Origin of the sequence: Aeromonas sp. ASNIH2, from assembly GCF_002934795.1 — a bacterium.
Lineage (GTDB): Bacteria > Pseudomonadota > Gammaproteobacteria > Enterobacterales > Aeromonadaceae > Aeromonas > Aeromonas caviae.
In genome coordinates, this window is the sequence record NZ_CP026406.1 from 4,460,168 (window position 1) to 4,472,565 (window position 12,398).

14 protein-coding genes and 1 other RNA gene are annotated in these 12,398 nt (G+C 46.4%); all 15 read left to right on the forward strand.

The features are described 5' to 3' along the window. The first annotated feature begins 53 nt into the window (after positions 1-53). Positions 54-815, forward strand: a complete 762-nt coding sequence (locus tag C3F36_RS21210) for an SDR family oxidoreductase (RefSeq protein WP_104455867.1) — start codon at positions 54-56, stop codon at positions 813-815. A gap of 365 nt (positions 816-1,180) precedes the next feature. Next, positions 1,181-2,617 carry an arginine-ornithine antiporter gene (arcD, locus tag C3F36_RS21215; protein WP_010674600.1) on the forward strand — a complete coding sequence of 479 codons (1,437 nt, stop codon included), beginning with the start codon at positions 1,181-1,183 and terminating at the stop codon, positions 2,615-2,617. A gap of 91 nt (positions 2,618-2,708) precedes the next feature. Then, complete coding sequence (locus C3F36_RS21220) at positions 2,709-3,497, forward strand: sulfite exporter TauE/SafE family protein (RefSeq protein WP_045524789.1); 789 nt, start codon at positions 2,709-2,711, stop codon at positions 3,495-3,497. A 102-nt stretch (positions 3,498-3,599) separates the two neighbouring features. After that, positions 3,600-3,696, forward strand: an RNA gene (gene ffs, locus C3F36_RS21225) — signal recognition particle sRNA small type. A 113-nt stretch (positions 3,697-3,809) separates the two neighbouring features. Then, positions 3,810-5,045 (forward strand): site-specific integrase, encoded by a 1,236-nt coding sequence (locus tag C3F36_RS21230; protein WP_233759682.1) that lies wholly within the window; start codon positions 3,810-3,812, stop codon positions 5,043-5,045. 372 nt (positions 5,046-5,417) lie between these two features. Further along, entirely contained in the window at positions 5,418-5,681 is a 264-nt protein-coding gene (locus C3F36_RS21235) for a hypothetical protein (RefSeq protein WP_100653803.1), read from the forward strand. 1,088 nt (positions 5,682-6,769) lie between these two features. Beyond that, positions 6,770-6,955, forward strand: coding sequence for a hypothetical protein (locus C3F36_RS23455; protein ID WP_100653802.1), 186 nt, complete (start codon positions 6,770-6,772; stop codon positions 6,953-6,955). A gap of 149 nt (positions 6,956-7,104) precedes the next feature. Next, the gene (locus C3F36_RS21240; protein WP_100653801.1) at positions 7,105-7,785 is read left to right on the forward strand and encodes a helix-turn-helix domain-containing protein; all 681 of its coding nucleotides are present in this window, start codon (positions 7,105-7,107) and stop codon (positions 7,783-7,785) included. Positions 7,786-7,963: 178 nt separating this feature from the next. After that, entirely contained in the window at positions 7,964-8,179 is a 216-nt protein-coding gene (locus C3F36_RS21245; RefSeq protein WP_104455868.1) for a hypothetical protein, read from the forward strand. Between the two features lie 8 nt (positions 8,180-8,187). Beyond that, positions 8,188-8,559, forward strand: coding sequence for a GIY-YIG nuclease family protein (locus tag C3F36_RS21250; RefSeq protein ID WP_104455869.1), 372 nt, complete (start codon positions 8,188-8,190; stop codon positions 8,557-8,559). 205 nt (positions 8,560-8,764) lie between these two features. Continuing rightward, positions 8,765-9,151 carry a hypothetical protein gene (locus C3F36_RS23460; protein WP_158656177.1) on the forward strand — a complete coding sequence of 129 codons (387 nt, stop codon included), beginning with the start codon at positions 8,765-8,767 and terminating at the stop codon, positions 9,149-9,151. Continuing rightward, positions 9,148-9,426 carry a hypothetical protein gene (locus C3F36_RS23465; RefSeq protein ID WP_158656178.1) on the forward strand — a complete coding sequence of 93 codons (279 nt, stop codon included), beginning with the start codon at positions 9,148-9,150 and terminating at the stop codon, positions 9,424-9,426. The genes C3F36_RS23460 and C3F36_RS23465 overlap by 4 nt, the downstream gene beginning before the upstream one ends. A gap of 11 nt (positions 9,427-9,437) precedes the next feature. Next, positions 9,438-11,228 (forward strand): hypothetical protein, encoded by a 1,791-nt coding sequence (locus C3F36_RS21255; protein WP_104455870.1) that lies wholly within the window; start codon positions 9,438-9,440, stop codon positions 11,226-11,228. Between the two features lie 489 nt (positions 11,229-11,717). After that, positions 11,718-12,056, forward strand: coding sequence for a hypothetical protein (locus tag C3F36_RS21260; protein ID WP_104455871.1), 339 nt, complete (start codon positions 11,718-11,720; stop codon positions 12,054-12,056). Between the two features lie 2 nt (positions 12,057-12,058). Beyond that, entirely contained in the window at positions 12,059-12,394 is a 336-nt protein-coding gene (locus C3F36_RS21265; protein WP_104455872.1) for a hypothetical protein, read from the forward strand. The last annotated feature ends 4 nt before the right edge of the window (positions 12,395-12,398 follow it).

Below are 12,398 nucleotides of genomic sequence, written 5' to 3' on the forward strand. Positions count from 1 at the left end.
TTACCCGATAGTCTTTGACTCGACAGTCACCGGCCATCTCACCAGGAGCATTTATGGATATCACACGGAAAGTCATCGCCATCACGGGGGCGGGCAGGGGGCTAGGCCGCGCCATCGCCCTGAGTCTGGCGGAGCAAGGTGCCGTGCTTGCACTCATCGACGTCAACCGCACCGATCTGGAGGTGACCGAGGCGGAAGTGCGCAGCCGTGACGGCCGCTGCGCCCTGTTCGTCTGCAACGTGGCAAGCGAGCTGGAGGTCGAGGCGACCTTCGCCGCCATCAAGGATCAGTTCGGGGCCCTGCACGGCCTCGTCAACTGTGCCGGCATCCTGCGCGACGGCATGCTGATCAAGGTGAAGGAGGGGTCACTGACGGAGAAGATGAGCCTGGCCCAGTGGCAGAGCGTCATCGACGTCAACCTCACCGGCACTTTCCTGTGCGGGCGCGAGGGGGCGGCGCTGATGGCCACCGGCGGGGAGGGGGGCGTCATCATCAACATCTCCTCCATCGCCCGGGCCGGCAACATGGGCCAGAGCAACTATGCCGCCAGCAAGGCGGGGGTGGCCTCTCTGGTGGTCACCTGGGGGAAGGAGCTGGCCCGTCACGGCATCCGGGTGATGGGCATCGCCCCCGGCGTCTTTGCCACCGACATGACGGCGGCGATGAAACCCGAAGCCATGGCCCGCATGCAGCAGGCCATCCCGGTGGGCACCCTGGGGCAGGCGGCGCAGCTGGCCCAGACGGTGCAGTTCATCCTTGCCAACGACTATCTGTCGGGGCGGATGATCGAGCTGGACGGCGGCTTGAGGCTCTAGTCCCCCCTGCACATACCCTCTCTGACGCCCCTCCTGCAGGGGCGTTTTTGCAGGAGACAGGCCCCAGCGCAAGGATGCATAGCCATGCAGGTCCGGCTTTTGAAAAGCGGGGCGGCATCATGAAAAGTCGTGAAATATCAACGGGTCTTTCTTAATTTGAACCAGCTCACAGGCACCCCGGGTCAGTGCTGTAAAATTGCGCGCGGTCAAGGCGGCTCATGATTGACGGCAAGAGGGATTGCGGCCGGAATAGTCATGCAATATAGTTGCCGCCTTTTTCACGGGGTACGGATTTCTAGCCCCTCCCATGTCGCGCGCTGTATGAATACGGATGCTCAGCCGCCGCCTAATAAAACAGGTTTGAGATGGACAAGAAACTGGGGCTGGGTGCCCTCATTTCGCTGGTGATCGGCTCCATGGTCGGTGCCGGGGTTTTCAGTCTGCCGCAAAACATCGCAGCGCACGCCAGTGCCGGGGCCGTCGCCCTGGGATGGGCCATCACGGGGATCGGCATGATCTGCCTCGCCCTGGTCTACCAGAATCTCTCCATGCGTCGACCGGATCTCGATGGCGGCATCTTCAGCTACGCCAAGGCAGGGTTCGGGGATTTCGTCGGCTTCAACGCCGCCTGGGGTTACTGGCTGTGCCAGCTGCTGGCCAACGTCTCCTACGCCATCGTGGTGTTCAGTGCGCTGAGCTACTTCTTCGACACGCCGGACAATGTCATCTTCGGTGACGGCAATACCCCGGTCGCCATCACGCTCGCTTCTCTGCTCATCTGGTCGGTGCATGCCCTGGTGCTGCGCGGCATCCAGGTGGCGGCGCTGGTGAACATCGTCACCACCATCGCCAAGATGGTGCCCCTCATCGTCTTCTGCGTAGCCATCTTGCTCGCTTTCAACATGGAGACCTTCACCCTGGATCTCTGGGGGCAGGGGAGTCCCGAGCTCGGCTCCGTGATGGATCAGGTCAAGTCCACCATGAAGGTGACCCTCTGGGTCTTCATCGGCATCGAGGGGGCCGTGGTGGTATCCGCCCGTGCCCGCCATCGCAAGGATGTGGGCCGCGCCACCGTGCTGGCGCTGCTCGGCGCCCTGGCGCTCTACGTCATGGTCACCCTGTTCTCCCTGGGGGTCATGAACCAGCCGCAACTGGCGGCCCTCAAGAACCCCTCCACCGCCATGATCCTGGAAGCAGTGGTCGGCCCCTGGGGCGCCTGGCTCATCAACATCGGCCTGGTGATCTCGGTGATGGGGGCCCTGCTGAGCTGGACCGTGCTGGCGGCGGAAGTGCCCTACATAGCCGGCAAGACCGGGGTTTTCCCGGCCTGGTTCGCCAAGGAGAACAAGAACGGCTCCCCCAAGGTGTCGCTCTGGTGCTCCACCTGCCTGGTGCAGATCTTCCTCATCATCATCTACTTCCAGAACAGCACCTATCTGGCGCTGGTGAACATCGCCACCTCGGCGGCCCTGGTGCCCTATGTCTTCTCCGGTGCTTACGGCCTCAAGCTGGCGTTGAAAGGGGAGACCTACGCGGGCCAGCCCCATCAGCGCAAGCGCGACCTGCTGTTGGCCCTGGTGGCCACTGTCTATGGCTGCTGGCTGGTCTATGCCGCCGGGGTGGAGTACCTCTTGCTGGTGGCGCTGCTCTACAGCCCGGGGATTTTCATCTACTGGAAGGCGCGCCAGCACCACGGCCTGCGCAGCCTCAACCGGCTGGAGCAGGGGATGACGGCAGCCCTGCTCGGTTGCGCCGTGCTGGCGTTCTACAAGGTGATGGACGGTACCATTCCCCTGCATTAATCGGCACAATAAAGAGATGGCAAGATGCCATCTCTTTTTTATGGATAATGGCGGTCAAGTTGACCGCTGTTTCGTTATTGAAGGAATGTTTATGCTGTTTGTGGGCTATCTGGTGTTGGGCGCCTTCGCGGGCATGCTGGCCGGGCTGTTCGGTATCGGCGGCGGACTCATCATCGTCCCCGTGCTGGTCCTGAGTTTTCACGCACAGGGCGTGGCGCCGGAGATCATCACCCATCTGGCCCTCGGCACCTCGCTGCCCACCATGATCTTCACCGGTTTCAGCTCCCTGCGTGCGCACCAGGAGGCCGGGGCGGTGGACTGGGGAATGATACGGCGCCTGGGCGCCGGCATGCTGGTCGGTGCCTGGCTCGGCGGCATGACCGCCAACCTGCTGAGCGCCAGCACCCTCAACATCATCATCGGCTGCTTCGCCTGGACCATGGCCCTGCAGATGGGGCTCAATCTGAGGCCAAAAGCGGAGCGACACATGCCGGGCCCCCTTGGTACCGGGATCGCCGGCACCGTCATCGGCTGGATGTCGGCCTTGTTCGGCATCGGTGGCGGCTCGCTGACCGTGCCTTACCTCACCTGGAATTCGGTGCCCATGCGCAACGCCGTGGCCGCCTCCGCCGCCTGCAGCATGCCCATCGCCCTGGCAGGCAGCCTCAGCTACCTCTATGCCGGTTGGGGAGACGTCGATCTGCCCGAGTGGAGCGTCGGATTCATCTATCTGCCGGCCCTGCTTGGCATCGTGCTCACCAGCACCCAGTTTGCCCGTCTGGGCGCCAGACTGGCACACAGAATGTCACCCCGGCGGCTCAAGCAGGCCTTTGCCCTGCTCATGTTGCTGGTGGGTGCCAAATTCATGCTCTTTAGCTGAACCCTTGGCCAGATTGTTGAAAAATAAGGCGAACGGCTCGCGATGCGGTAGAAAGCCATTGCATTGAGGGGCCAGTTTGCCTATTCTCCTCGCCGGTGGTCCTATTGGTCCTCTCGCATTGATAACCCGTCGACCTGGTCAGGACCGGAAGGTAGCAGCCAAGGCGGGGGACTCGAGTGCCGGGATGTGGCTGGTAGGGCCACCACCTGTTTCTGCCATTCCCGTTTAAGATCAGTAACTTAGCTTGTTGAAGGCAAGCTGTTTGTGTATCACTGTCACACAAACTGGCACACAATCCTCATAGGAGGTGCCATGTACTTACTGAATAGAAACGGAATTTACTACTACCAACGAGTGACCATGTGCAATGGTCGTCGTCAGACCTTCCGTAAATCCCTCAAAACAAGAGACAAGGCACAAGCCCAGCTCTTGGCACTTCAAATTCACTTCAATCATTCCAGCCCTGATGTGCAGCAAGCTGTATGCATCTCCGATGCTGCTTGCCGTGATGTCATGTCTAAACCCGTTGGGTTTGAAGCTGAAGCCTCAACGACACAACATCCCCCGCTAAACGGGCACGTTCACATCCCTACAAGCACCAGCAGCGAAGCTGTATGCCCCTCTGGGGTCGAATCCCCCGCTGTACCTTCCGAACACAACCAAATTCAACCAGACCAAGAAGACAAGCTTTCCGGTCACGTAGAGTCATACATTGCTGAAAAGCAATTGTCATGGGCTCCTAAAGAGACCAAGAACCAACAAAACTACATCAACACCTTTATTGAACACGTTGGTGATAAGGGTCTGTCTGAGTACACAAAGGCCGATGCTGTAGCGTTCAAAACTTGGCTGTTGGGTTCTGGCAAGTCGCCGACCACAATAAATAAGTACATTCAAAAACTGAGTTTGTTGTTTAGTTGGCTATCAGATCACACTGAGCAAACTACAGACATCTTCAAGGGTCTGAAGCTCAAGCGGGTCAAAGAGGTCAATGTTCGAACTGGCTACACAGATCCAGAGTTGAAACTGTTCGATTCATGGGCCAAGGAGCAAGAGCCGTGGCGCATGTTCATCGCCATGATAGGGCGATACCATGGATTGCGTTCTAATGAAGCCTGCCAGCTCTACAGTGATGATATAGAGAGGGTTAATGGTGTCTGGTGCTTCAACATCAGAGCTACACGTGAAGATCAGAGCTTGAAGACAGAAGCAAGCCAACGGCTTGTCCCAATCCATAGCAAATTGTTAGGGGCTGGATTCCTGGACTTTGTAGCAAGTAGGAAAGGGGGTAGGTTGTTCAAGGAGCTGCCATATCGGAACAACTGCTATAGCCATTTGTTTGGGCAGTGGTTTAGTCGCAATCGTCCAGTTAACAAAGATTTCCATAGCCTTCGCCACACAGTAGCAAGCAAGCTAAAAGCTGCGGGTATTCCCTTGCAGTATGCGGCTGCCATTCTGGGCCACACAAACAAAGCTATCAGTTATGATCGCTATGGTGGTGATGTTCCATTAGACAAACTCAAAGAAGCTTTGGAGATTGCACTATGAACACAAAATTACTCTTATTGTTATCTCTCACATTCTGTTCTGTAGCCTTTGCCTCTGCATATTCACAATACAGGCTCATAAAACATGAGGTGATCAACAATCAAACTGTCTGTACGTATGAGAATGCAAGGGGTGATATTGTTACTCGAACACACAAGCCTAAAAAGCAGTGTGCAAAGTACATCAACACAGATAGGGATTAATTATTTTAAATATTAAAAAATAATTCGGGTAACTCACTGTTTCTACAGGTGAAAAATATATTTCCCCCGGACTTTGACAAACGATTATCTCTTTAATATTCTGCTGGTGTCCTTCGGGGCTCCCTGTTTCATGTGAGATAGGGAACACAACACAAGAGGTAATGTAGAGATGAACAACTACTTTGTTTTTAAATTTAATGAGAAAGGTATTAATATTGATGCTATAAACGATAGGGAGGCGGCTACAAAATATTACGAAGGAAGTGAGGAGGAAATTATAATAATAGATTCTTGCCATAACATTAAAGGATTTGAAGCGAAATTTTTTAGTTCAAATGTTTTTGTAGTGAAAACTAATGATTTTAAAAATGGTGACTATTTTGATATCACAGATTTTAATGCATATGAAGCTGTGGGATTTACAATGGAATAAATCTCGGCGATCTCAGTGGTCACCTATTGCCAACAAAAACGAAAAGGGGTGACTTTGCCCCTTATAATAAATAGGGTGTCCTAGAAACTGGGACAGTAGGTGACGCACCCGTGTGCGAGACTAGGTAACGCAGACGTATGCGTAGGTAGTGACGCACCCGTGTGCGTAGGGGTGACGCAGATATGTGCGTCGTAAAAGAATAGATATAATAAAAGAATAAAAGAAAAGATATTAAAAGAATAATAGGGCTCGCCCTTGTCTGTTGTCGCTTATGCTCAACATCCAATGTCGTCACCGCTTCGCTTGTGGTCGCCCTAAACACAGTCATGGAATGATAATGTAATGATTGTGTTATTTCTTGTTTTATATATTTATTTAGATAAGACAAATAACCACTAACAATACATTCGCTATCACTCATTCCTTGTTGTGGTTTATAAGAATAGATAACACAAATATTATGTTCGTGTGCCACTCACTCCATACTTGTGTTTAAGGAACACATGGAATGAAAATGTAATGGGTTTCTTATTGTTCTTATAACATATAGAAGAATATATAACAAACTCAATACGCTAACGCTTCATGAGTCTGTTATGCACTGCCAACACAAAAATATAATATGTTTGTTGTGTTATAAATTATATGTTGTGTTCAATATGGCAATGCCATTATATAAACTGTATGTGTTGTATGATACATGCATGACAACATACTATATAACATCATAGGACGCGCTCTAAGAGCTTCTATTGTGTTGGGTAGTGCTGCTGTAGCCCAAGAGGGCGAGCATTGAGATTGGAGCAATACAGCAGGATTTATATTGATGATGGTGTGAAGCCTCAGATGCAAATTGTCATGGATAGCTTGCCATGTATTTTGTGGCTATCATGAAATGTAAGAAAAAGCATTATATTTTTTCATGAAAGCTTGAATTTTTTAAATTTAAATGATAATATATGTATTATGAAGTGAAAAAAGAAAGCATTTTCTTGTAACTCCTTCATATCCCTACAAAATAAACTGTATGCTTTGTGCCTTCTTGCACAACGGCAGATTTTTTATATTCAAAAAACAAAAGAGGAATAATGGCCTATTACGACACACCTGATAACACAGCAAAAGAGTTAGCAAACAAATACGGTATTACTAAAGCATTGGCGAGGGCTTCGGCCAATCGCTGCCGTGCAGTTGATGAGTTGAGATTTGATTATTGGGATTCTGTTTTAGATGTCCTGAAATCAATGAAACCTAAGAAGAAATTCAAGACCTAAGAGGACGTATGAAATGCGGATCAATCTAGCCATCCCCGCACACTTAACAGCTTTTTTTAATAGCCAGCGCGGCACAAAATCAGTGCAGTCTTACCTAATCGAATTGATTGCAGAGAAAAAAGAACTATCCCCGAACTATGAGGAACTAAATGAATCAGAAGAAAACCGAATCTAACTTTTTCCGTGCCTTTGACGAAATCTATAAGATCAAGAAAATCAATGGAATAACCTTCAATCTAAACCACAAATCAGTTTACTGTTTTCTTCTTAATTATCAAATGATGAGCGGTAAAGTCTTTCCATCATACAAGCATATTCAAGATAATTTGGGTATTGGTAGTGATAACACAGTTAAAAAATATCTTGATGAGCTTGAAGAAATGGGATTAGTAAAAGCCACAAGTCGGAAAGGAACCTCAAAGATTTATGAGCTTGTGACGCTGGCAGATTTCAATGCATTAGATACAGAAGAACAGCAGACAAGAAAACAGCCAAACAAGAATCTACACATCAAGCCAGTTCAACAGAAAGAGACTCAGCCTATTGCTAACCCAGTCAACCAACATCCTGTGAGTGTTGAGCTGGATGAACTCTATGACCCATTCCTTGATGATTGCATGGTGTCTCATGATTCCGCATTCGAGGAGTACAATAGCACCAGAGGTGCCGAGCCTTACGGCTCACTTAACAGCCAGCCCAAACCCATAAAATCCGTAAAACACTCTCACTATGACGAAGACGGTAGGCTGTGTGATAAGTGTTATCAGAATCGCCAGGGCGGTGCATGGTACTGCACAGACAGCGAATGTTTTAACAATGTACCATTTTAATAGAGGAATAATGAAGAAACAATTTAAAAGAAGTCGTCTATTCTTTTTTCTAAAATCAAAAGAGGAACAAAATGGATAATCAAGAAGTAATCGAGTATTACCACAATGATAAAAAGTTAATCAACCGATATTTTCTAATCAAACAAATCGCCACTAAATTAAAAGAAGGGAACGAATAATGTCTATTGCTACCGAAAACCTAAACTATCTCGGAACCCTTATTGCAAACAGCAGTGCAGAACAACCAGAGAAACATGAGATGTTATCATTCCTTGCAGATATGGAACAAGCCCAGAAAGAAATGGATAAGCTGTTGTTGACTCTCGCTGTTATGTTTGACCAAAACGACATGCAATCAATGGGTGTAGAAATCCGTAAATTTGTATTTAAATAAGAGGTGTAATGTCATTTAAAACTAAAGAATTCCATAAAAATAATAAAGGTTATGTGTACTGCTGTTTAGTGTCCCCATTAGAATCAGCCCCATATCTCAAGATTGGTTATTCCTGTCAGCCTGACCAGCGAGCCGAGCAACTCGAATCAAACTCAAAGTTATCCTGCAAGCTATTGGATGTTTGGGAGGCACAAAGCCAACAAGCAGCTAAAGCTATGGAATATGAAATCCATCAAGCTCTTAAAGAATACTCTCTTGTCGGTGGTTATTGGAAGCGTGAGAGTTTTAGGCGTGGCGCTTACCGCTCTCTTCAAGAATACATGTTGCATTCTGGTTTTTCTCGGGTCTACAAGAATACGAAAATTATAATCGAATCCTAAAATCCAACACAGTCTAAACCCCCCTTAAATATAGCCTTAAAAACCTCCTGTATCGCTCTATATTGCATTTCTTTGATATTGCCCAAGCAACCCTATTGCTTATGGTGAACTATTTAAAATAACGCATTCTAGGAGGTTTTATAAATCCAATTAATTATAGCATCGAAGGTGCTGGAGCCCCAGGGCTCAATTAACGAGGAACAATATGACAACATTTTACCAAGAAAACGACGGTTTGCCAGAGGTTACAACAAAGTCAGGTGGCAAGGCGGTAATCCCTCGACAATCGGGGCACCTTGATAAACCCTTGGATTACTACGTACACCGAGAGTTACCAATCGTTATAGGAATTTATAGTTATACAGTTAATAAGAATAGGAGTGTCAATACTTATTCAGCATGTGAAGTTATATGTTTAGAAACAGGGATTGTGTTACCAGCACACCATAAATATAGCTTGCTCGCTAAACGTCTTGTTATCTCTGGAAAGTTGTATTTTAATTCCTATTATCTCGGTTCGTATAAACCTTTAGATTCAGAGCTTCAAGAGAAAATTAATAATAAACGTAAAAGCAGAGCTAAGAATAAATGAGTGATAAAGAATTAACTAAACGTGAACAGGATATGTTATCCCCGACCTTTGTTACGCTTATCGAATTCGGGACTAAATGGTTTGGGAGTGATTTGATGTTAGCCTCAATGGATGAATTTTATGATCACTGTTGGGATGCATGGCATTCGACTGATGATTATAAACAACAAAGGCAAAAACTAAAGATCAGTTTATTTAGGCTTCTCTCGGGAAAGGCTGCTTATCTTGGACGTTCAGCAAGCATTATCAAAAAACTCAATGCTATTAAAATTTAAATAGAGGAACAATGTCGTCAGAAATTCTAGTTTCAAAAATCACAAACGTTATTGATTTCAAAATTCACGAGTCAAATTATAAGAAATCAGTACAGCGTATTAAAAAAATGGCGGGCATGTGGGGTAAAGTTACCTCGCAGTATGATAAGGCCGTGCAGGCAGGACGAAGGGCGGCAGGAACAGAGCAGAAAGCCCATAAGCGGACAGAGCTAGCACTAATCCGCCAACAGAAATCAAAGAAAGAGACTTTACGAGCCGACAACATTCGGCATGCACAGGCTATTAAACAATCATTGCAGTTTCGACAACAGCTGCAAAAAACTAATGCTCAATTTCTTCAGGGTACGATCAGCGCAAAAGAACGAGCCGCCAGCATTGGGTCTCTTGTAAAACAATATAAGCAACTTAATAGCGCCGCAGGCCAGTACAACAAGCACAGTCGAAGCATGGGCGCGATCAAAGGGGTTAGCAGGGGCCTAGGTGCAGTGACCCGCCTCGGCGTAGCTGGTGCGGCTGCTGGGATCGTCGGCGGTGGATTCGTTGCACAGAACCAGTTTGATAAAATAAAGCAACAAGGACAGAGCTTTGAAGGTTTGATCATCTCTCTTCAAAATACCTTTGGGGATAGAGCGCAAGAAATATCTACAAAAATGCGCAATATGGCAGATGATAATGGTGTTGGGATCTTGAATCTTGGCAACAATCTTATTGAATTTGTCAGCCTCATGAAACCGCTAGGTATTTCAATTGATGATGCAATCACTAAATTCCAGCAAACACAGAACGCAATGCAATCTTATGGGATTGGTGGTGAGCGAGCCGCAGGGTTCCAACAACAGCTAACCCAAGCCCTTGACCAAGGCACACTGGATTCATTTAAAGAGGCTTTTGCCTGGGCTCCGCAATTGCGCGCTGATTTATTGCAGTATGTCCAAAAAGAAATGAATGTAACCCAGAAACAATTTCTCGGCGGCTTAACTAACGGCAAATACTCACTGAAAGATACTTGGTTCAAATTCCTTAATGCTAATAGCAATAAATATGCGGGTATGTCAGCCAAATTCAAATCTTCAACTATGGCTCAGGATGCACGAGTTGGAAATGAGCTAAGTATCGCTATTTATAGAATCTTTGAATCATCAGGGTTTAAATCTGCTATGCAAGCAGGGGCTAAAATTGTTTCAGATTGGGCAGAACTATTAGAATCAAATGCCTCAAAAATTGGAGAGATTTTTGGAAATCTCTATAGTATTGTTGGTGAGTTGAGCAAGCAGGGTTTTGAAGATCTTTCTAAGTGGCTTCAAGAGCTGACAGCGGAAGATATTAAAACCTATTTTAAAGATATGAAATTAAGTGTCTCTGAGTTTTTGCAGGCGCTTAAATCATTAGCTGCATTCATTAATGACGTCTTACCTGATCGTTTTGTTTCCAACAAACAATCTACATCTGTACCTGAATCCCAACGCAAAAATTATGATGCTGAAAAGTATGGGAAGATTTATGTGCAGAAGGAAAAAGAGCTATTGAACAGTGGTTTAGACCCCAATGCGGCAGCAAGGCAAGCAGAACAATTTGCCCTCCAGCAGGCTCTGAAGATCCCACAACCAACAATTCCGCAGAGTGCTATCTCTTTCAATGCTCGGGGTTCAAGCTTTAATGGTGGTGGTAACCTTCCTTCTAGTTTTTCCGGTAAGTTAGATTTAAAAATCAATGCAGAAGTAAACGAGCAAGGCTTTAGTAAGTTTGTTGACTACCGAATCGATAATAATATGCAGCAGACTATAAATTTAATTGCGGAATAAATAGGTGCATCATAATTAATAAGCCATATATGGTTGCTAACCATTGAATAATTTATGTTTTTATGATAATATACCTATATAAAGTTGAATATCGAAAAGCCTTTTTTAGTTGCATTTAAAAGACCTCTGACGATTCATAGTTTATAACTCCGAACAATTAACATGTGGCTATCCTTCAGCAAGATAGTCACTATGTTTCTTTAAATGTTTTATTTTAGAATATTTAAAGAAGAATAGAGATTGAGTCCCTTTGTTCCTCCGATAAAACTAATTACTTTTTTTGTGATTGCGAGTTGCGATTTAAGTTAATTAGCCTCTGTAAGGCCGAGCGTAAAACCTCGGCTTTATTTTTATTTGCTAACAACCAATGTTGGCTAATTTCAACAATTAATTATCAATTAAATATGTAACTAAATTTAATATCTGGCTGAATCCTTGATAAACAAGGGTTTAGCACACGTATTTATTTTAATAATTCAGGAATCAAAAATGAATAAAAATAAAATAATTGAAGCTATGGAGACTGAGAGAAAATCTCAGGGCATTCAAAGCAACAATAACTCTGTTAAACCAGAGATTACAAAGAAAAGCCCGCACCTTGCTGTTTGTCTTGATTCTAACCCCTCAGCTAATAACCGCCACGAGCCCTTGATGCTCAAGTCTAAAAGTCTTGTTAGCTTGGTTAAATCAGACAATGAAGCCAAAGAGTTTGAAGCATTCTGTAAGACGCTGACAAACCCTGACGTTCTTTTAGATCTTTATCTATTTTGCAAGAAATCAGGTGAAGATAATTTTATCGAGTCACTTATCAATTTTAATAAGGAATAACAATGAAACTCGGAACACAACAGAAAACCCGCACTGATGTTATGCAATACTGCATTGATGGTCAGTTTGCTGTCAAAACCATTGAACTCCCCAGTGCACTGACTGCTGATCTTAAAGCAGGCGACTGTATCGACCCTGTAACAGGTGCTTTGCTTACTGGCACTGCAACAGAGGTTGCTGTAGTTGCAGATCTGACCCTAAAGGGCTCTAAGACTGTGGTCGTATTCAATAAGCACGTAATTCTCTTTAAAAACTCCCTGACTGCTGCCAGTGGGGCAGGTGTCACCAAAGCTATTGAACTGATTGAAGCTGATCCCTTTATTCAATTCTCTAAATAACAAA